The sequence below is a fragment of the Chryseobacterium capnotolerans genome, assembly GCF_021278965.1.
Classification (GTDB): domain Bacteria; phylum Bacteroidota; class Bacteroidia; order Flavobacteriales; family Weeksellaceae; genus Chryseobacterium; species Chryseobacterium capnotolerans.
The window spans coordinates 381,463-402,387 of record NZ_CP065589.1 but is presented as its reverse complement, the minus strand read 5'-3'; the positions used below and the strand labels follow the sequence as shown (position 1 = coordinate 402,387).

The window sequence follows — 20,925 nt, the reverse complement described above, 5'->3', positions numbered from 1 at the left end:
GATACTAAAATACCTGTTTTTTATCTTTCAATTTTCTTAGTTACACCCTCTACAATAACTTTTATCAACATATTCTTTATTTCCACCCGAAGATAGATAATAGCATCCGCCTTTCTCACCCGTATAAAGTGTATGACCGTTATATTTACAATATTCCGATTCCCCATCACTTCCTCCACAAGAATAAATGACAAATATTGACAGCAATACAAGCAACGCAATTAATTTTTTCATGTTTTCAGATTTTAATTTTCACAAAGCTATATCGAGATTCAAGAAAAAAAATACGGAAAACCATAAGAAATATACCCGGCTTGTTTCCTAATAGGATTTTATTATTTATTCATAAAAAATAATGATGATGATTAATATTTTTTATTTAATACAATCTATAATATTTTAAAAAGGGGTTGCCAAAGAGATCACAATTAATAAAACAGCAATAACCCATCCTCTATAATAAAGCATTTTATCATACATAGAATCATCATCTCTTTTCACGTTAAAGACATTTTCTTTAGAGCTTAGTTTAAAATAGATAAGTACTAAACCTATTAATAATGTTATAAACACCATATTATTTAAATATTACTCTGCTTCTCACTAATTATATTTTTTTTACCTAAAAATCTTAAAATTGAAGCTAGTTTATACAAGTCATAATCAATCATCTCACGTCCTCCATCTCGAACTTTTTGTAAGAATTCCCAGTCTTCTGTAATGCTTCCTATTGTGAGATTTGCAGGTTCATGGCAAGGGTTATAAAGTTCTTCATCAAGAATATTCCAATACAAATCATTTTCTAATACTGCAACATTCTTATGTTCTAATTTTTCTAATTCATCAGACAAAATATTGATAAGCTTCCTGATATGCAAAATACTTATATCCTTATTTTTCATAACCTATTTATGTTAAAGATTTATGTCATCCCATCCTTTTAAGTGCATTCAATACTTTAATAGCCTGTGTGGTATCTTTTTCATCAACAAAAATATGATCATGAAAATAGGCAGCCACTACATTGCAACTAATCCCTGCATCGCTCAAAGCCTGTGAAAATTTTGCCGTTAACCCAACTGCAGATAAAGAGGAATGAATCTCTAAAGTAATCCATGAAGCCACATAGCTAAAACTTAAATTCAGTTCTTCTGCATCTTCTTTTTTACTACAACTGTTATACTTTCGGTTTCCTTAAACAGAAACAGGACTTTAGAAAAAAGAATATCATCAATGTGATCCACCGTACAATAAACGTACTTTCCTTCATTCAATACAGGATTTAAATTTTTCAAAATATTATTTAAATTCACCTCACCTTCCATAATTAATTATTTTTTTGCCGAAAAACTTACTTGTTTTATTTTAATTGTTGATTAAACCATAACACTATTATTTTCCAAATCAGAATATGGTCTATTTACTACTTTTATAACGAAACGGAATTCTCACAATATCTACTACTTTCTCTCCTTTGTTATTCTTTCCTATTACCCATTTTATTTTCTCTGTAGATTTTGTAGCTGCCGTTTTAACTTCATTATTAAATATCTCATTTTTCCCATAAGTGGAAATATTGATTATATTACCTTCATCATCTACTTTTACAATCAATTCTGTGGTAAGAGTTCCTGACAAGGAGGCTAAAGCAGCCTTATTTAGATTTTGCTCAATCTTTTTGACAAATGCTTTATTTCCATCAGGAAACTGAGCAGGAAAAGGATTAACAGGCGGTGGAGGAACGGAGAAATCCTGTGATTGCTTTGACTCATATTTGTTGACCAGTTTGGTTTCTCCTTTATTTGAGTTTTTTTGAGAAAATACTATAGTGGATATAGTTATACAGGTTATTAGTGTTATTTTTTTCATATTTCTATGGGCATTTAGAAGTAGTTCATTCTTACTCTTATCAGAACATCAACTACGTTAGTCCAGGGCTAATTTAAACAAAAACAATTGAAAGAAAAGCCCGAGAATAAGAATTAAAAATACTTGAAAATTGTTTTGAGAATATATTTTAAGGAGAATGAAAATCTATTGGGATGAGTTTGGCAGCCTTGTCAAGGATTTGAACCTTAAAAGCTGTTTAATTCAAAATCGCATTTTGTTTAATTAAAATAAAAAAAAGACCTCCAATGGAGATCTTTATCATTATTTACTAATCAATTATTTTTTGAGATCATCTATTTCTTCCTGTATAGATCTGATTTTATCTCTAAGCTCTTGGCTTACTTTTCCGGGAATCTTTTTAACTTTTCTAAGATCTAAAGCCAACATAATAGAAGCTATTCCCATAAAAATAAAAGAAACTCCAGTTAATGTCACCAATGAAATCCCTGTAAATACGGGATTAAATATTAATAGCAGAGAAAAAATAATACCTCCTACACTTGCTAACGCTACATTTCCCCAGCTCATTATTTTCATGCTTTTCAGATCAAAAGCAAAACCTAGCAGCTGAAAAGAACGAAACAATAGGGTGAATCCTACCACAAAAGGAAGAATAGACATTGAAATTTGTGGATAAGCAATCAGATAAATTCCAATTGCCGTGGTAAGCAGCCCACTTACAAGGAACCAGCCCCAGCCCTGAAGAGATTTACTGTTTTGTATGGAAAAAAAGATTTCCGTAATCCCCGAGAATAGGAATGAAACACTAAAAAAGATAGACAATGTTACATATGTTGCTAACGGTACACTAAATACATAGAAACCGCAGATCAGAAAGAGAATTCCAAAGATCAATGGAATATACCAATGTTTAACTGTATTGGTGAGTGTTTGAAATAGATTAGCCATAGGAGTGTTTTTTTAAGTGTGCCTACTTTGTGATGCGGTGTTCGGCTTGTCCGCCGGAATTTAAAATCAGATAACAATTTTCACCTGAAATTGAATAATACCCTATTACTAATTTACGGAAAAATAATAGACTAAGCTACTTAACGTTCTGCAAATCATTGGGCAGCCTATATTATATATCAATGATAAAATCTAGTCAATAGTATTTAGTTGAAAAGTTTGAAAAAAACATGTTGAAAATTACGATATGATTAGGAAGACATAGACTCTATTCTATGAGACTATTCATACAAGTATTATAGATGTTTGATATTTTACTTTATTTCAGTTTTATATCCTGATTTATCTAAAAATTGCTCTGTTTCAGTTGTATTACTGAAATCCAGGTTTATGATAGTATTGATCGCCAATTTTTTATTTCCAGATCTTTCATAAAATCTTTTGGTGATGATATATCCCATAAAATATCCCAGATCCGCAGGTCTATCTTTGATGACAGCGGTATTGGATAACCAGTTTTGAAAATTATCACCTTTCATCTCTTTTTGGAAATCATTCCACAGAAAGTCCTGATGCTTCATTCCGTAATCTATATAAGGAGCTTCAACTTTTTTCCCGGTTAATAGCTCTGCTATAAAATCTGCAGATCCCTCTTTCAAGCAAAGGCCTAATAAATTAGTTTTTGTCCCTCTTAAATTTTGTTGAGTATGAACCAGTTCATGGGCAGTAAGAAAAATAATCCCTGAATTGATCTTCATCCTGTCCTGATAGTTTTTGGACAACTCAGAGTAGTCCACTGTTTTATCTGAAGCAGCCAGCTCAGAACCTATGATAAGATTTCCATTGATTACAGTGCCACCACCTTTAAGATTTCCCATCGTAAAATAAATCTTAGGCGGTGAAAAATCGGTATATAACTGACTAAAATTTTGATAAAGGGTTTCTATATTTTTAAAATCTTTTTGAATTTCCTCTGTTTTATTTCTGATAGATTTCCAGAATTTCGGCTTTGATTCAAAAGATTCAATCCATTGTTCAGAGGTAAAGTTCCTTGATTGAACAAAATCTTTTAACCCAGGAGTTGCTTTATACACATATAGCTTTTGAAATGTGGATATCTTTTGTTCTGTGTTACTGATCTTCTGAACCTCATCATAGGCTGTCCAAAAATTTCCGATATCGGAAGTTTCAATATAAACAGTAAAGTTCGGCTTCTGAGCAATAGCCGAAGCTGAAAACAAACATATGAGCAGAAAACAAAATAGATGTTTCATCAAGAGATACTTTTTAAAAATAAAATATGGCTTTTGTACCGCTAAAAAGTTTCCAAAAACCATATTCTTTATTGTATTTACAACCGATTAATTCGGTTTATATAATTTATACATGACAAATAAAAACCCTATCCAGACCGGTATCAGAATTACCTGAATTTCCATTCCTGTAATGCTCATCAATCCTAAAATCAGCACTAAAAATACAATACAGATGTAATTGGAAATCGGATAAAATATAGATGGAAATTTCGATTGAATTCCTTCTTTAGTAATGGATTTTTTAAATTTCAAATGGGTGTAGCAGATCATCAGCCAGTTAATAATCAATGTAGATACTACCAGAGCCATCAGATACTGAAATGCTTTTTCCGGTACCAGTTTATTAATGATAATACAGATTCCTGCAAAACATGAAGAGACAAGGATAGCATTGATAGGAACTGAATTTTTGTTCAATTTCTTCAAAAACTTAGGTGCATTCCCTTGTTGAGCCAATCCAAAAAGCATACGGCTGTTACTATAAACACTACTATTATATACTGACAGAGCAGCTGTTAAAACAATAAGATTCAGAACATTCGCAATCAAGGTATTGAATTGAATAACCTTACCGAAAAGGCTGAATTCTAATCCATTTAGGTTCTGGAATACCATTACAAACGGACTTGAACCTTCTGTAATTTCTCTCCATGGACTTAATGAGAACAAGATCACTAAAGCTCCTACATAGAAAATTAAAATTCTGTAGATCACCTGATTGGTTGCCTGTGGAATGGTTTTCTCAGGGTTTTTAGCTTCAGCAGCAGTAATTCCAATTAATTCCAACCCTCCAAAAGAGAACATAATCATGGCCATTGCAGCAAATAATCCGGAGAATCCGGTTTCACTTTTATTGAATAGCCCCTTTGGGAAGAATCCCCCGTCATTCCATAAGTTCGCAACTGTAGCTTTTTCGCCTCCAGTTCCGCTGATCAACAGATAAACACCGAAAACAATCATTGCAATAATCGCAATCACTTTGATAATAGAAAACCAAAATTCTGTTTCCCCATATACCTTTACAGAAGCAAGGTTAAGCGCAGTGATGACTACGAAAAAGAATAAGCTGGATACCCAAAGCGGTATTTCCGGCCACCAAAAATGGATATAATGGCCAATTGCCGTAAGTTCAGCCATACTTACGAGAATATAAAGAATCCAATAGTTCCACCCTGAAGCAAAACCTGGAAAATTTCCCCAATATTTATACGCGAAGTGGCTAAAACTTCCCGACACCGGCTCCTGAACGACCATTTCACCAAGCTGACGCATGATAAAGAAGGCAATAATTCCGGCTAAGGCATACCCTAAAATTACTGAGGGTCCCGCCAATACTGCTGCCGGCCCGATTCCCAGAAATAATCCTGTTCCTATGGCACCTCCAAGGGCAATTAATTGTATATGTCGATTTGTTAATCCTCTAACTAAAGTCTCGTTTTGTCCTGTATTTTTTTCGTTGCTCATTGAATGAATTATTCGGTCGCTAAATATATAAAAACTTTTCAGAGGAATTCACATTCCATGGGGTAAATTGAGAAATCAGGTAAGCTAAAATAAGAAATACAAGTATATCATCCTTTCTGTTTCAAGGAGCTCTGAGAATAATTATAAAAAAATCAGTCTCTACCATTGTGTAAAAACTGATTAATTGGTAATTATTTAAAATCCTATTGTCAGGATATTTTAATTATTTTCTATTATCGAGATATTCATCAGGAATCGGAATATTATTCTTTTTCATATACTCCAGAAGACTCTCGTATTTATCTTCATACCCATCGTCAGTTCCGCATTTATGAGAAATACTGCAAATATCAGAAGGCTTGATTTCTAAAATATCTGAGATTTTAGTCAGGATTTCCAGGTTGATCTTCACTTTAGAATTTTCAATATCTGAATATGCTTTTTGGGAAATCCCCATTTCGAAAGCCATATATTCCTGTGTAAGATCTTTACTCCTACGGATTTTCCTGATATTTTGTCCACATATTTTCATCATTTCTGTTTTAGTAGTTTTCGGTATATTTTAGAAGTTTAACTATTAGCCTCCAACAAAGTTAATAAATACCTTTGGCAAAACATTATACACGTTACATGATATTTACTTTTAACATAGAAAACGGAAAAAAATAACACCTTTTTCAGAGTAAATATCACTTCGGTAAACACTATTGGAATTTATGGAGACGCAAAAATTTAATTATGACAATAATATTGTCAGGGCATTCCTCTATGCAACAGTTGCATTTGGACTCGTCGGATTTCTGCTTGGGCTTACTGCCGCATTGATGCTTTTTTATCCTGAGTTACCTGAATTTTTATTCGGTACGGATGATACAACGATTAAAAGTTTAGCTTCGGGCAATATTCAGGGATTAATTAATACTCAGGGAGCCATGGGCTTCGGAAGAATCAGAATGCTTCACACGAGTGCCGTTATTTTTGCTTTCGTTTGTAATTCCTTCTTCTGTGGTGCTTACTATAGTATGCAGCGATTGCTGAAAACAAGAATGTATAGTGATACCCTTTCATGGATTCACTTCTGGTCATGGCAGTTTATGATTGTTACCGTAGTGATTACCTTCTTAATGGGAATCAACACTTCTAAAGAATATGCTGAACATGAATGGCCTATTGATATATTAATTGCCTTCTCATGGATCGTATTCGGTATCAATATGTTCGGAACGATCGCAAAAAGAAGAGTGAGACATTTGTATGTAGCCATCTGGTTCTATCTGGCCACATGGATTGCCGTAGCAATGCTTCACATCTTCAATAACCTTGAAGTTCCGTTATCTTTCACAAGCTGGAAATCTTATTCAGTATATGCAGGTGTAAAAGATGCATTAGTACAATGGTGGTACGGTCACAATGCGGTAGCATTCGTATTAACGACCCCTGTACTAGGTCTTATGTATTATTTTATGCCAAAAGCAGCTCAGCGACCGGTATTCTCATACAAATTATCCATTATTCACTTCTGGTCGCTGATCTTTGTATACCTTTGGGCTGGGCCTCACCACCTTCAGTATACAGCATTACCAGCATGGGCACAGGCTGTAGGAACCGGTTTCTCTATCATGCTTATTGCACCATCTTGGGGAGGAATGCTGAATGGTCTTCTTACCTTAAGAGGAGCCTGGGATAAAGTAAGAGAAAACCCAATCCTTAAATTCTTCGTGGTAGCAGTTACCTGTTATGGGATGGCCACTTTCGAAGGACCTTTATTGGCAACCAAATCTTTAAATAAAATTGGACACTATACTGACTGGGTTATCGGTCACGTACACCTGGGAGCTCTTGGATGGAATGGTTTTATGGCATTCGGTGTGGTATATTACCTGATTCCAATCATGTGGAGAACTAAACTTTGGTCTGTAAAATTAGCTAACTGGCATTTCTGGTTAGGAACATTAGGAATCATTTTCTATGCAGTACCCATGTATATTTCAGGGTTCACACAGGGATTAATGTGGAAGCAGTTCAACCCGGACGGAACTTTATTGTGGAAAAACTGGTTAGATACAGTTACTGCGATCATTCCTTACTTTAAAATGAGATTCTTAGGAGGTATCTTATATCTATCAGGAGCGATTTTAATGGTAGTGAATGTGATCAAAACCATCAAAGCCGGTTCATTCCAGAAAAATGTTCCTGCGGAAGCCCCTGCATTAGCCAATATCGGAGGAACAAGAAAAGAGGGTGAAGGCGTACACCTTTGGTTAGAAAGAACACCTACCCTGCTTTCTATCCTGGCTTTCATTACCATCGCGATAGGTGGACTTGTAGAAATTGTTCCGACGCTATCACTGAAGCAAAGTGTTCCTACGATCACCGCAGTGAAACCTTACACCCCGTTGGAGCTGGAAGGAAGAGATTTGTATATCCGTGAAGGATGTAACTCCTGCCACTCTCAGATGATCCGTCCTTTCCGTGATGAAGTAGTAAGATTTGAAGGAAAGAACGGCCAGTACTCAAAAGCTGGGGAATTCATTTATGACAGACCCTTTCTTTGGGGCTCTAAGAGAACAGGACCGGATCTTCACAGAGAAGGAGGCAGAAACCCTGATTCATGGCACTTCAAGCACATGTATAACCCAAGAATTACCTCTGCCGGTTCTATCATGCCACGTTTCCCTTGGTTAATTACCAATAAACTGGACCGTACTCAAATGGTGGATAAAATGAGGTTAATGAAAAATTCATTCGATGTTCCTTATACAAAAGCTCAGATCGATTCTGCCAACCAATGGGCAGACAACCAATCAAAGGCTATTGTACAGAGAATTTACTCTGAAGCTACTGACGTAAAAGATCAGATGGTAAAAGAAAAAACAGCAAAAGGAGCTTCTTATATACCGCTTGAACAAAGAGAAATCGTAGCAATGATCGCCTATCTGCAAAGATTAGGAACCGACATTAAGACCACACAGATCCAAACCGCAAGTGTAGAGTAATCATTAAAAATTGATGTAATGAAAACGAGAACCCCAATTTCAATATATATCGCAACAACGATAGGCTTAACGATCATGGCCTTTGAAATGTTCGCCAGTGATTCAGGATATTTTTCTTCTCCATTTTTCTGGGCATTGATATTGATTGCGATTATTCTTCTTATGATTATGAACTCCATTGGAGACATGATTGAAAACGAAAGTTTCAGCAGACTTTCTGAGGAAGAAAAAAGCAGTATCTGGAAGAAAAAAATGTTCCTTATTATCAGAAACTTTGGAACTCTGCCTTCAAGAAGCAGTCTGCTACTGAAGAAAAAGATATCCTGATTGACCACGGTTTCGATGGAATTACAGAACTTGACAATTCTCTTCCCAAATGGTGGATAGGCTTGTTTTGGTTCGGATGTATTTTCTGCGCTGTTTATCTGGTAGCCTTCTCTTTCACAGATTATGCCCACCCGGAAGCAGAATACACAAAAGAATCTAAACTAATGCTGGCATCTATTGAAGAGTATGAAAAAAGTGCTCCACAGATTAATCTGGAATCCGCAAAATACAGTGCAGATAATATTGCAGAAGGTCAGGAATTATTTAAAACCAACTGTGTAACCTGCCACGGAGACGGAGGAAAAGGCGGTATTGGTCCTAATCTTACTGATACACACTGGATCAACATTAAAGAAAAAAGTTTATTTAAAAATGTTTTCTGGATGCTTGAAAACGGTTCTCCAAATAATCCTACCATGAGACCTTTCATTAAAGAAGGAACCATTACCGGAAGAGACGCAGAAAAAATTGCAGCCTATATCTATCACATTAACCAGGAAACTGCTCCTATTACACAAGCTCAAGGTGGTGCCGCTCCACAGGGAGAGGAAGTGAAATGGGAAAACGGAAATAACTAGAAGATTTATTATCTGATTAATACAAACCATGCCAAGCCCCCTTTGCAACTACACTAACATTTGAATTTTCATTTTTGCTAACTAACCTTTTCAACATTTCAAAAAATGATTTAAAGGGGGCTTTTTAAAAAACAAAATCCGCACCTTGGCTCGTCTTACTCAACTATTCACTTGACAACTACACAACTAAAAATTCCATAATAAGGCAGCCAAGGCAGGATTTTTGCATTGATAAGGGATACCACAACAAAGACCGAATAAAATAGTATTATTATCTTTGTTAGAAACCTTCTCACTTTTGAAACTGAAAATCAACATTACCAAACTCTTAAGGCGTATTGCAATAATCTTTATTTCAATATTGGTTTTGCTTACCCTGCTGATCTTAAGCTTAAGACTTCCAGCCGTTCAAAACTTCATCAAAGACAGATTGATTGTTTACCTGGAGAAAAAAATCAACACCAAAGTAAGCCTGGAAAGAGTCTATATCGGTTTCCCCAACAGCCTTGTGATGGAAAACCTCTACCTCAAAGGACAGGATGTAGACACCCTTTTAGCTGTAAAAAAACTGGATGTTGGCTTACACATGCTAAAACTTATCAACTCTACAGCTGACATCACCTCTGTAGATATGGAAGGTGCCCGAGCCAATGTGGTAAGAAAGCCTGATGGTAAATTCAATTTTGATTATATTATTGACGCTTTTGCAACCACTGACAAGGAAGAAAGTCCTTCCAAACCCTTCATTATTTCTCTTGATAAAATTAATTTAAAAGATATCGGTGTTACCTTTAATGATCAACAGTCAAAAAATGACATTAATCTTTATTTTAAATCTTTTGACACCAGGGTAAAAAAATTCGATCTTAGTAAAAATACTTACGCGGTTAATGATATTAATCTTGATGGATTAAAATTAAAACTGAAACAAGGCATTGTAGAAGAAGTTACCAAGAAGGTTGAAAAAAAAGTAGATTCACTCAATGATAAAAAGCCGATGAATATTGGCTTAAGAGGCATCAAACTTACCAACTTTAACATTGACTATGGTGACGAAAACACCAGGACCTATGCTAAAGTTTTATTTAAAGAATTAAGTACAAAGGTCAATAAATTGGATCTTGAAAAGAATGCCTTTAATGTTTCCAATGTATTCCTTTCCGGAGCTGACATCAATGCCAACCTCTACCTTCCAGCTCAAAATGCCAATCCAAAAAATAAAAAAGAACCAGAAGTTTCAAAAGTTTCCGAACAGGATAAAGCGATGAATCTTTTGTTAGGAAAGCTGGTTTTAAATGATGTAAAAGTAGCCTATAATAATACAGCAATTGCCCCTACGAAGCAAGGAATAGACTTTAATCACCTGAATTTCTCTAAAATGAATGTTGAGGTGAGAAGTTTTAAAATGGAGAACAATACTTTCGCAGGAACAGTGAACGCTGCGGAAATTCAAGAAGCAAGAGGGCTGGATATTCAAAAATTCAATACGGATTTTGTGTACGCAGAAAAAGAAGCATACCTGAAAGATCTGTACCTGCAAACGCCAAAGACATTATTACGTGATGAGGTTATTTTAAATTATAATTCCATCGATCAGCTGACTTCAAATTTAGGAGCAGTAAAAATTTCTGCCAATATCAAAGATTCAAAAATCGGATTTGCGGATATTTTAAATCTTGTCCCTACTTTAAAAAATACTGTCCCATTCAATAAATATCCAAACGCCATCCTGAATGTTAATGCCAATGTAAAAGGAAGTGTAAATGATCTTTTAATCCAAGATCTAAAAGTTACAGGGCTGGATCAATTGAGAGTGAATGCATCCGGAAGAGTTAAAAATGCAATGAATCCCGATCAGTTGTATTACGATCTAAGGGTTGGAGAATTTTCTTCCAACGCTAAAACAATTTTCAATTTAGTTCCAAAGAATACCATTCCTTCAAATATCTCCCTTCCTTCTAACTTCAGTATTAAAGGAAATGCAAAAGGAACTACAAAAATGGTCGACACAGACCTTAACCTCTACTCTACCCTTGGAAATGCTGCCATTGTTGCCAATGTGGATATGCGTAGAAAAAACCACGAACTCTATGATGTAAAAGCCAACCTTCAGGGAATACAGGTTGGAAAAATCATCCAAAATAAAGATATAGGTCCTATCACCACACAGATTTCTGCAAAAGGAGAAAGTTTTGATTTCAAAAATGCCAAGGCCAACTTAAAAGGACATATTGCATCTGCCGTGTATAAAGGCTATCGATATCAGAATATGGACTTAACCGGTAAGATCAACAAAGGAGCTTATGATGTTATTTTAAATTCAAAAGATCCGAACGCCAGTTTACTGTTAACCGCTTCAGGGATGTATGATGAAAAAAATCCAACGGTGAAAGTCAATGGTGAAGTGATCAAACTGGCTGTCAACAAGCTTGGTTTCTATGAAAAACCGATGATTCTGGCCGGAAAGATAGATGGCGATTTTACCAGCCTCGATCCGAATAACCTGAACGGATATTTAAACCTTAAAGACTTTGCTTTTTCAGATACCAAAGAAGTGTATCCGGTACAGGAAGTCAACCTGAAAGCATCTTCCACAACAGATTCTACACAAATTATTTTCAATTCTCAAATTGCTGATGCTGAACTGAAAGGAAAATATAAACTGACGCAGATTTTTGGTGCTTTAACACAAACTATCAATCAGTATTATCAGTTCCAGAAACCGGATAAAACGCAAAAAATTGATCCGGGGCAGCATTTTGCCTTTAATGCTAAGATTAAAAATGATGATCTGATCAGAAAATTTGTTCCGGATCTGAAAAGTTTCGAAACCATTAATCTGGCAGGAAACTATGATGCCGATTCTCAAAAAATAGAAATTGACGGCCAGATTCCTCAATTGCTGTATGGTGAAAATACGATTGAAAAAGGGACTTTAAAAGTGACCAATGAAAATCAGGCGCTACAATACAATCTGAATGTTGCGGCTTTAAAAAGTTCAAGCTTTTCATTGAAAAAAATCAATATCGATGGTGATGTTGCTGATAATACAATCAACTACAATATTACCACCAAAGATGATAAAGATGTTACCCAATTCCTGATTGCCGGAAATGCAAAATCATTGAATGACATTACAGAAGTTTCCCTGAATCCAAATGGTTTAAAACTAAATTATGCGGATTGGAATGTGGCTGAAAACAATAAAATTCAGATCAGTAAAAAAGGAATTTTAGCAGATAATTTCAGATTAAGTAATGGCGGAAGCGAAATTTCCCTTCAATCGGAAAACGAAATCCCAAGTAGCCCTTTGAACATCGTTCTGAAAGATTTTAAAATTGAAACCATTACGGAACTCATCAAAAAAGATACAGTTCTGGCCAGAGGAACCATCAACGGAACAGCCCAGCTTCGGGATGTGATGAAAGATATGACTTTCACCTCTGATTTAAATGTTTCTAATCTTATTGTCTATGGAAATCCTGTAGGAAATCTTGCCGTAAAAGTAAATAATTCTTCACCGAAAATTTTAAATGCTGACATTGCCCTTTCAGGTAACAATAATGATGTAAAAATTCTGGGAGATTATAATACGGCTTCCAGTTCATTTGATCTGAATATGGCGATCAATCAGCTTCAGATGAAGAGTATTCAAGGATTCTCTATGAATGCAATTACCAATACAGAAGGATATCTTTCAGGAAATTTGAAAATCACTGGAACCACAAGTCAGCCTAATATTATTGGAAAAGTTAAATTCAATGATGCTGGATTAGAAATTGCAAAAACAGGAAGTGATTTCAGAAAACTGAATGATGAGATTAATTTTACCAGCCGTGGTATTGAATTCGATAAATTTAAAATCAAAGATAAAGATGGAAATGCTCTGGTTGTGGACGGACAGGTTCTTACCCAAACCTATAGAGATTTCGCCTTCAATCTGAACGTAAATGCCAAAGATTTCAAGGTAGTCAACTCACAAAAATCAAATGATGCAATGATGTATGGAGTTCTGGCTATTGATGCCGGTCTTCATATCCGCGGCAATCTGGATCTTCCAAAAGTAGACGGGAGATTAAGTGTTGCAGACAATACCGATTTCACTTTTGTTCTTCCTCAATCTAATCCTTCTTTACAGGAAAGAGACGGAATTGTAGAATTTGTCGATCAGGATCAGGTGGTTTTAAACAAAACCATCAAGACAGACTCTCTTAACGCCCAGAGCCGTATCAAAGGAATGGACGTAAGCGTCAATATTGAAGTAAGTAAAGAGGCGAAATTATCTATCGTTATTGATAAAGCAAACGGAGATTTCGTGCAGTTACAGGGAGAAGCAGAATTAACGGGAGGAATAGATCCTTCAGGAAAAACCACATTGGTTGGAGTGTATGAAGTGAATAAAGGAAGCTATGATCTTTCCGTAAGTTTCCTGAAGCGTAAGTTTGATATCCAGAAAGGAAGTACCATTACCTGGACCGGAGAACCAACTACAGCTATAATGGATATTACGGCAGTATATAAAACTGAAGCGGCTCCAATTGATCTTGTAGAACAGCAGATTAGTAATGAAACTGCATCTACTATGAATCAGTATAAACAAAGAATCCCTTTCAATACGCTGTTAAAAATGAAAGGTGAATTACTAAAGCCACAACTGACTTTCGATATTACTACAGAAGAGAAAAACAATGCGGTATCCTCCAATGTTAAAGATGTCATTGATCAGAAACTGGCTCAGCTTAGAACTCAAGAGTCTGAATTGAATAAGCAGGTATTTGCACTGCTTCTTCTGAATCGTTTCATTGGAGAAAACCCTTTTGAAAGCGGTGCCGGAATGTCTGCGGAAACGATGGCAAGACAAAGTGTGAGTAAAATTCTTTCTCAACAGTTAAATAACCTGGCTTCCGGACTGATCAAGGGGGTAGATCTTAATTTCGGTCTTGATTCTTCAGAAGATTATTCCACAGGACAAAAAAATACCAGAACCGATCTGAATGTAGACATCAGTAAAAAATTATTGAATGACAGGCTGAAAGTAACGGTAGGAAGTAATTTTGGGTTAGAAGGACAAGCTCGTCAGAATGAAAACATGACCAATATTGCAGGAAATGTTTCTGTGGATTACAGTCTTTCCAAAGATGGAAGATATATGCTGCGAGCTTATCGTAAAGATGAATATCAGGTAGCTCTTCAGGGGCAGATTATAGAAACAGGAGTTGGATTTATCATCACGTTAGATTACGACAAATTCCGTGAGATTTTCCAGAAATCCAAAGAGAAAAAGCCTAAAAAGAATCAAAACAATCAAGTGGTAGAATTTAAATAATGAGTAATACATTTCCAACATACTGTAAATATCTGTTGATTTCCGGATTAGCTTCGGCAGTAGTTTCCTGCAGCAATACCAGGTTTTTGAAAGAAGGCCAGATGCTGTATACCGGTGCTGAAGTAAAAATTGAGAGTGACACTATTTCTAAAAAAGATAAAAAGGATCTTCAGGCTGCTCTGGAAGCGAACCTTACCCCTAAGCCCAATTCTACATTTTTAGGAATGAGACCTAAGCTTTATTTCTACAATATCGCAAAGGAGCCTAAAAAAGATAAAGGCTTCAATTACTGGCTTAAATATAAAATGGGGGAAAAACCTGTATTATTAGGAGATGTAGACCGTGAGTTTAACAAAGATATCATTGAGAATTATTCTGAAAATAAAGGATACTTCAATGCCAGAGCTACGTATGACACTGTTTCAAAAAATAAAAAGGCAAAGGTAATTTATACTTTAAAGCCTGGAGCGAGGTATTTGATTGATGGAGTGAAATTTCAAAAAGACTCAACTCTCATTAATCAGGAAATTCAGAATACAGCTGCAAGGACACTTCTTAAAAACGGAAGACCCTTTGATCTGGATGTCATCAAAGCAGAAAGAGAAAGAATTGATAACAGGCTAAAAGAAAGAGGATTTTATTATTTTCATCCGGATAATATTATTGTACAGGCAGACAGTACAGTTCACAAAAACCATAAAGTTGAGCTGAATGTAAAGCTTAAAGATAACACTCCTGACCTGTCAACTCAACAGTTCAGCATTGATAAAGTTATTGTATTCCCGAATTACAATATTCAGGATGTAAAAGCAGGAAAATACAGTGTTCCGATGAACAGTGATTCTCTGAGCAAATATGCATTTGATGATATTTACGTCATTGATCCGCAGCATAAATTCAAACCGAAAATCTTCGACAGAGCCTTATACTTTAAAAAAGGAGACCTATACAACCGTTCTAACCACAATCTTACCCTAAACCGATTAATCAGTTTAGGAGTATTCAAGTTTGTGAAAAATGAATTTGTGACTTCGGATTCTTTGAATCATAAATTTGACACCTATTATTTATTAACTCCAAGACAAATTCAGTCATTAAGACTTGAAGCATTAGGAAGAACCAACTCTGCCAACTATGCAGGTAGCGAGCTTAACCTGAACTGGACGCATAGAAATTTCTTCAGAGGGGCAGAACAATTTAAAGCGGCCATTTTTGGAGCTTTTGATTTCCAGATGGGTGGCTCTCAGAATGCAAATAATATTTTCCGTGCCGGGGCAAATGTTCAACTTTCTATACCAAGAATTGTGGCACCGTTCCGTTTTCATTCTTCCAGTGAATTTGTTCCGAGAACAAATATTACATTAGGATATGAATTCCAGAACAGAACCCAATATTATACCCTTAACAATTTCACCGGTTCATTTGGATATGTGTGGAAGGAAAATGCCAGAAAGGAACATGACCTGAAAGTAATTGATATCACCCTTGTTTCTCCACAAAAAGTTACGGCTGAATATGAAGCGAACTCCGCCAATAATCCAGCAATGAAGCGAATTGTTGAAAAACAGCTTATTTTCGGCCCTACCTATTCATATACCTATACCAACAGTATGCTTCCGAAGAAGAATACCTTTTATTATAAAGGAACTCTTGATCTGGCAGGAAATATCACTGGCTTAGTGACAGGGGCTAATGTAAAAGAAGATAAGCAAAAAAGATTTTTGGTATTCCTTTCAGTCAATACGCCAAAATTGAAAATGATTTCAGGTTTTATCATAAACTAACCGAAAAATCATCACTGGCTACAAGGCTTATTGCAGGAATTGCTTATCCATATGGAAATTCAGAATTTGTTCCTTTTTCCAAGCAGTTTTTCTCGGGAGGAAGTAACAGCATCAGGGCTTTCCGTGCGAGAACATTAGGTCCGGGAAGTTTTGATCCAAGGACAATCCCAGAGGGAGCTTATTTTGACCAGTCCGGGGATATTAAACTGGAATTAAATGCAGAATACCGAGCTAATCTATATAAGTTTTTAAATGCAGCAGTCTTTGTAGATGCCGGAAATATCTGGTTGCTAAATACTGATCCAGACAGGCCGGGAGCTAAGTTTTCCAAAGATTTTCTGGATGAAGTTGCTGTAGGAGCCGGTGTTGGTCTAAGACTTGATTTCTCTATTCTGATCTTAAGATTAGATCTTGCTATGCCATTGAGAGTACCTTACTATGAAAAGGGGAACAGATGGGCCTTCGACAAAATCAATTTCGGAGATCCAAGCTGGAGGAAAGACAACCTTGTATTAAATATTGCCATCGGATATCCTTTTTAATATGATTAATCATGCTAAATTTTTCTGGGAAGTTTTAAAAGAAACCTTTACTGAATGGAACAGCTCTTCTGCATCCAAAGATTCAGCGAGCCTGGCTTATTATGCCATCTTTTCTATCCCTGGATTATTAATTATTATTATCTGGGTGTTAGGGAATTTCTTTGGTGAAGAGGCTATCCGTGGACAGATCAGCACTCAAATCAGTGGAATTATGGGGCCTGATGTCGCGAAAAGCATAGAAGGAATGCTTGCAGGTGCCTTAATTGACAAAAAGAATATTTTTATGAAGGCTGTAGGAGTAGGAGCTTTGGTTTTTGGTTCTACTACTCTATTTTTCCAACTTCAGCATACATTGAATTCCCTTTGGGATGTGGAATCTGCACCGAAGAAAGCGCTGCTTAAATTTTTGCTGGATAGAGCCAACTCCTTAGGAATGATCCTGATCCTTGGATTCCTTCTCATGATTACCATGATTTTATCTTCTTTGATCAGTCTTTTTAATACAATCATCACCCAATATTTTGGATTTGAAACTTACCTGCTTGTTGAGGTCGTCAATTTTTCCATCGGATTTGGGCTTGTTATGCTCTTATTTGCTCTCATGTTTAAAGTGCTTCCGGATGTACAAATTACCTGGAAATCTGTTTGGCGAGGTGCTTTTTTAACAACAACCTTATTTACGCTGGGGAAATTTTTATTGAGTCTTTATTTCAATCAGGTTAAGCCTACTTCAGCATTTGGAGCTGCCGGAACAGTAATTTTAATTATGATGTGGATCAACTATTCTTGTATGCTCATATTTTTTGGTGCCAAGTTCACTAAAGTATACACCTATAAAAAAGGTTACAAAGTCATTCTCTCTAAGCATGCAAGATGGACTCCTGCAAAACTCTATGCAGATAGTTTGAAGCAGATGCATGGTGAGAAAAGTGAATGATTATTACGCAGCTATCATTAGCATATAAATACAAAAAAGCCTCCTGAAATCAGGAGGCTTTTTTACATTCTGTTTACTGTTCCAATTCCCAGTAATTCTAACGATTTTTTGATCGTCTTTGCTGTAAGGTCTGATAAATTCAGACGGAATTGTTTCATATTTTCATCATCCTGATTCAAAATAGGATTATTCTGATAGAATGAGTTATACGATTTCACAAGGTCATACACATAGTTAGCCACTAATGCAGGGCTCAATGTTTCTGCAGACTTAGCCACTACTGTTTTAAAGTTAGCCAATTGCATAATCAATTCTTTTTCAAACTGATTCAAAGTTACATCAGCAGTTTCAGCATATGCAAACGCTGCTTTTGCCAACAATGACTGAATACGAGCATATGTATATTGAATGAAAGGCCCCGTATTTCCATTAAAGTCAATACTTTCAGCAGGGTTGAAAAGCATTTTTTTCTTAGGATCTACTTTCAGCATGAAGTATTTTAATGCTCCTAATCCTACGGTTTCATAAGAGACTTCTTTATCTTCTTCAGAAAGGCTTTCAAGCTTTCCTAGTTCCTGAGCTTTAGACTTTGCAGTTTCATACATTTCCTGCATTAGATCATCCGCATCTACTACAGTTCCTTCACGAGATTTCATTTTTCCTTCTGGTAATTCAACCATCCCGTAAGAAAGATGGAATAACTGATCGGCCCATTCATATCCTAATTTTTTAAGGATTTTGAATAAAACCTGGAAGTGATAATCTTGTTCATTTCCTACCGTATAGATAAGCTTTTGAATATTGTTTTGCTTAAAACGCTCTACTGCTGTTCCCAGATCCTGAGTCATATACACAGAAGTACCATCAGAACGTAATAATAGTTTTTGATCAAGTCCTTCATCTGTAAGATCACACCACACAGAACCATCTTCTTTTTGATACAATACTCCTTTATCCAAACCTGCCTGGATAAGATCCTTTCCTAAAATATACGTATTGCTTTCATACTGAACCTGGTCAAAATCAACGCCTAATCTTTTATACGTCTCGTTGAATCCTTTGTATACCCAGGAATTCATTTCTGCCCAAAGATTTCTTACCGTTTCATCTCCATTTTCCCAATCCAGAAGCATCTTCTGAGCTTCCTTCATTACCGGAGCATCTTTTTTAGCCTGCTCTTCTGTTGCTCCCTGAGCGACAAGTTCAGCAATTTCTTTTTTATAATTTTTGTCAAATTCTACATAGTAGTTTCCAACAAATTTATCTCCTTTTGTATTAGTTGTTTCAGGAGTCTCACCATTTCCGAATTTCTCCCAAGCCAACATCGATTTACAGATATGAATCCCTCTGTCATTGATGATCTGGGTTTTGATCACATCATAGCCAGCCTCTTTTAAAATCTGAGCCACAGAAAAACCTAACAGGTTGTTTCTGATATGCCCCAAGTGCAAAGGCTTGTTGGTGTTTGGTGAAGAATATTCCACCATTACGGTAGCATTTTTCTTCTCTATTGTTGAAAAACCAGTGTGTACAGATCTGAAATTATCTACAAACAGCTGATTTTTTACTTTAACATTAAGGAATCCCTTAACCACATTAAAGCTTTCAAAAATATCTGTCTGCTCTGTTAAAGCTTCACCCAATTCTACTCCAATACTCTCAGGATTTTTCTTCAATTGTTTTACCAATGGGAAAGTAACAATGGTAAAGTCACCTTCAAATTCCGTTTTATTTTCCTGAACTTCCAGCTTAATGTCTTTTAACTGAAATACATTTAAAATGACCTCTGAAAGTTTTTGTTCTATAATATCTTTAATATTCATGTTTCTAAGTTCTTTTCTTAATCGCTTGAAATAAAAATTTTAACAAACGTTTTACCTCAACTATTTTGAGGTACAAATATACGGAAAGAGTTCGGTAACAGTTACCGAACTCTTTTTAAAATTTATGGATGTATTTATTCTTTATCTTTAAATATCCTCCTTCAATTAGATGAATTTATCTAATAGCACTTATCTGGATTATAATCTCTACATGGACCATTCTCTCTGTATTGACATGTCCCTTCAGGGCATCTCCCACCTGGCGGCGGAACCCAGCCTCCAGAAATAATTTTTAAATCAGATTTTAATAACTTTCTTAATTTTTTCATAATTGACATTTTTAATTGATGTTAAATTCACAACTAATATATCAAATAAACCCTAAATAGCAAACTTAATTTTGTGGAAATAATATTTAAATCAATTCTTTAACAATTTAGCACCAGAGAAATAACAATAGTAAAGTCATCCTTGAATTCCGTTTATTTTCCTGAACTTCCAGCTTGATGGCTTTACCAATACATATTTAAAATAATAGACGAAGGCTTCTACACTAGAATATCTTTATAATTTATCTCAAAATTTAAAGTATGTACTTTAGTGAAATAAAAAAGATCAATCATATATATTCAATTGACAGGTTTTTAAATATTTATTCTGAAAATCAAAAAAATTCATCTTGCAAAAAAACATTCTTACCATAATAATAAAGTCTAAACATTGTCATAGGTAAAAACAAAAACCGCCAGAAGGCAGTTTTAATAAATCTTCTATTCTTTTCTAAAAAACTCACCATTCCCAGGTACTTTTTTATTGCTCAAGTATTCTGAGTGCAATGCAAGAATAAGATTTTTTTTAAAATTGTGTTAAGGGCATTCTCCCGCTGGATAACATCTTTTTTAATAGGATCCCAACATCCTCCTGGACCTACACACCATTCTGGTGCAGAACCACCTTGAATATTCTTCAATTCTTGCTTTGAAATTTTTTTCAAATTTTTCATATCATTTATTTTATTTGTGAATTTAAATAT

General features: G+C 35.4%; 16 protein-coding genes and 2 pseudogenes. 5 read left to right on the top strand and 13 right to left on the bottom strand.

Going from position 1 to position 20,925, the window contains the following annotated elements:
- Nucleotides 1–36 precede the first annotated feature (36 nt).
- The 10 genes from H5J24_RS01860 to H5J24_RS01815 form a co-directional block, all read right to left on the bottom strand.
- Nucleotides 37–234: a hypothetical protein gene (locus tag H5J24_RS01860; protein WP_141395727.1), complete on the bottom strand. Its 198-nt coding sequence runs from the start codon at nucleotides 232–234 to the stop codon at nucleotides 37–39.
- A 165-nt stretch (nucleotides 235–399) separates the two neighbouring features.
- Nucleotides 400–576, bottom strand: a complete 177-nt coding sequence (locus tag H5J24_RS01855) for a hypothetical protein (RefSeq protein WP_232815998.1) — start codon at nucleotides 574–576, stop codon at nucleotides 400–402.
- Between the two features lie 5 nt (nucleotides 577–581).
- On the bottom strand, nucleotides 582–902 hold the full coding sequence (locus tag H5J24_RS01850; RefSeq protein WP_068944654.1) for a hypothetical protein: 321 nt from the start codon (nucleotides 900–902) through the stop codon (nucleotides 582–584).
- Between the two features lie 25 nt (nucleotides 903–927).
- Nucleotides 928–1,125: an ACT domain-containing protein gene (locus H5J24_RS01845; protein ID WP_232815997.1), complete on the bottom strand. Its 198-nt coding sequence runs from the start codon at nucleotides 1,123–1,125 to the stop codon at nucleotides 928–930.
- 17 nt (nucleotides 1,126–1,142) lie between these two features.
- On the bottom strand, nucleotides 1,143–1,325 hold the full coding sequence (locus tag H5J24_RS01840; RefSeq protein ID WP_232815996.1) for an ACT domain-containing protein: 183 nt from the start codon (nucleotides 1,323–1,325) through the stop codon (nucleotides 1,143–1,145).
- A gap of 91 nt (nucleotides 1,326–1,416) precedes the next feature.
- Nucleotides 1,417–1,869, bottom strand: coding sequence for a hypothetical protein (locus tag H5J24_RS01835; RefSeq protein WP_068944656.1), 453 nt, complete (start codon nucleotides 1,867–1,869; stop codon nucleotides 1,417–1,419).
- Nucleotides 1,870–2,166: 297 nt separating this feature from the next.
- Nucleotides 2,167–2,799: an HdeD family acid-resistance protein gene (locus tag H5J24_RS01830; protein WP_068944657.1), complete on the bottom strand. Its 633-nt coding sequence runs from the start codon at nucleotides 2,797–2,799 to the stop codon at nucleotides 2,167–2,169.
- A 314-nt stretch (nucleotides 2,800–3,113) separates the two neighbouring features.
- A complete protein-coding gene (locus H5J24_RS01825; protein WP_141395728.1) occupies nucleotides 3,114–4,073 on the bottom strand; it encodes a gliding motility protein GldB-related protein in 960 nt (319 codons plus the stop codon).
- Between the two features lie 87 nt (nucleotides 4,074–4,160).
- Entirely contained in the window at nucleotides 4,161–5,579 is a 1,419-nt protein-coding gene (locus H5J24_RS01820; RefSeq protein ID WP_068944659.1) for an amino acid permease, read from the bottom strand.
- 223 nt (nucleotides 5,580–5,802) lie between these two features.
- Complete coding sequence (locus H5J24_RS01815) at nucleotides 5,803–6,114, bottom strand: helix-turn-helix domain-containing protein (protein ID WP_228407674.1); 312 nt, start codon at nucleotides 6,112–6,114, stop codon at nucleotides 5,803–5,805.
- A 181-nt stretch (nucleotides 6,115–6,295) separates the two neighbouring features.
- On the opposite strand from H5J24_RS01815, the gene ccoN reads away from it, so the two are divergent.
- From ccoN to H5J24_RS01790, 5 genes and pseudogenes are all read left to right on the top strand, one after another.
- Entirely contained in the window at nucleotides 6,296–8,575 is a 2,280-nt protein-coding gene (gene ccoN / locus H5J24_RS01810; protein WP_068945202.1) for a cytochrome-c oxidase, cbb3-type subunit I, read from the top strand.
- Between the two features lie 18 nt (nucleotides 8,576–8,593).
- Nucleotides 8,594–9,480, top strand: a pseudogene (locus H5J24_RS01805) (cbb3-type cytochrome c oxidase N-terminal domain-containing protein).
- Nucleotides 9,481–9,778: 298 nt separating this feature from the next.
- A complete protein-coding gene (locus tag H5J24_RS01800) occupies nucleotides 9,779–14,806 on the top strand; it encodes a translocation/assembly module TamB domain-containing protein (RefSeq protein ID WP_082811283.1) in 5,028 nt (1,675 codons plus the stop codon).
- A pseudogene (tamL, locus tag H5J24_RS01795) lies at nucleotides 14,806–17,132 on the top strand (translocation and assembly module lipoprotein TamL). Before H5J24_RS01800 ends, tamL begins: the two are co-directional and overlap by 1 nt.
- A 1-nt stretch (nucleotide 17,133) precedes the next feature.
- The gene (locus H5J24_RS01790) at nucleotides 17,134–18,069 is read left to right on the top strand and encodes a YihY/virulence factor BrkB family protein (protein WP_068944662.1); all 936 of its coding nucleotides are present in this window, start codon (nucleotides 17,134–17,136) and stop codon (nucleotides 18,067–18,069) included.
- A 62-nt stretch (nucleotides 18,070–18,131) separates the two neighbouring features.
- Here H5J24_RS01790 and argS read toward each other — a convergent pair whose 3' ends face one another.
- The 3 genes from argS to H5J24_RS01775 form a co-directional block, all read right to left on the bottom strand.
- A complete protein-coding gene (argS, locus tag H5J24_RS01785; RefSeq protein ID WP_068944663.1) occupies nucleotides 18,132–19,892 on the bottom strand; it encodes an arginine--tRNA ligase in 1,761 nt (586 codons plus the stop codon).
- Between the two features lie 179 nt (nucleotides 19,893–20,071).
- Nucleotides 20,072–20,221 (bottom strand): hypothetical protein, encoded by a 150-nt coding sequence (locus tag H5J24_RS01780; RefSeq protein WP_167387034.1) that lies wholly within the window; start codon nucleotides 20,219–20,221, stop codon nucleotides 20,072–20,074.
- A 488-nt stretch (nucleotides 20,222–20,709) separates the two neighbouring features.
- Complete coding sequence (locus H5J24_RS01775; RefSeq protein WP_232815995.1) at nucleotides 20,710–20,895, bottom strand: bacteriocin-like protein; 186 nt, start codon at nucleotides 20,893–20,895, stop codon at nucleotides 20,710–20,712.
- Between the last annotated feature and the right edge of the window lie 30 nt (nucleotides 20,896–20,925).

Excerpts from the sequence above, each read along its gene's own strand:
- H5J24_RS01860 (WP_141395727.1), bottom strand. The coding sequence starts at position 234 with ATGAAAAAATTAATTGCGTTGCTTGTATTGCTGTCAATATTTGTCATT.
- H5J24_RS01855 (WP_232815998.1), bottom strand. The coding sequence starts at position 576 with ATGGTGTTTATAACATTATTAATAGGTTTAGTACTTATCTATTTTAAA.
- H5J24_RS01850 (WP_068944654.1), bottom strand. The coding sequence starts at position 902 with ATGAAAAATAAGGATATAAGTATTTTGCATATCAGGAAGCTTATCAAT.
- H5J24_RS01840 (WP_232815996.1), bottom strand. The coding sequence starts at position 1,325 with ATGGAAGGTGAGGTGAATTTAAATAATATTTTGAAAAATTTAAATCCT.
- H5J24_RS01835 (WP_068944656.1), bottom strand. The coding sequence starts at position 1,869 with ATGAAAAAAATAACACTAATAACCTGTATAACTATATCCACTATAGTA.
- H5J24_RS01830 (WP_068944657.1), bottom strand. The coding sequence starts at position 2,799 with ATGGCTAATCTATTTCAAACACTCACCAATACAGTTAAACATTGGTAT.
- H5J24_RS01825 (WP_141395728.1), bottom strand. The coding sequence starts at position 4,073 with ATGAAACATCTATTTTGTTTTCTGCTCATATGTTTGTTTTCAGCTTCG.
- H5J24_RS01820 (WP_068944659.1), bottom strand. The coding sequence starts at position 5,579 with ATGAGCAACGAAAAAAATACAGGACAAAACGAGACTTTAGTTAGAGGA.
- H5J24_RS01815 (WP_228407674.1), bottom strand. The coding sequence starts at position 6,114 with ATGATGAAAATATGTGGACAAAATATCAGGAAAATCCGTAGGAGTAAA.
- ccoN (WP_068945202.1), top strand. The coding sequence starts at position 6,296 with ATGGAGACGCAAAAATTTAATTATGACAATAATATTGTCAGGGCATTC.
- H5J24_RS01790 (WP_068944662.1), top strand. The coding sequence starts at position 17,134 with ATGATTAATCATGCTAAATTTTTCTGGGAAGTTTTAAAAGAAACCTTT.
- argS (WP_068944663.1), bottom strand. The coding sequence starts at position 19,892 with ATGAATATTAAAGATATTATAGAACAAAAACTTTCAGAGGTCATTTTA.
- H5J24_RS01780 (WP_167387034.1), bottom strand. The coding sequence starts at position 20,221 with ATGAAAAAATTAAGAAAGTTATTAAAATCTGATTTAAAAATTATTTCT.
- H5J24_RS01775 (WP_232815995.1), bottom strand. The coding sequence starts at position 20,895 with ATGAAAAATTTGAAAAAAATTTCAAAGCAAGAATTGAAGAATATTCAA.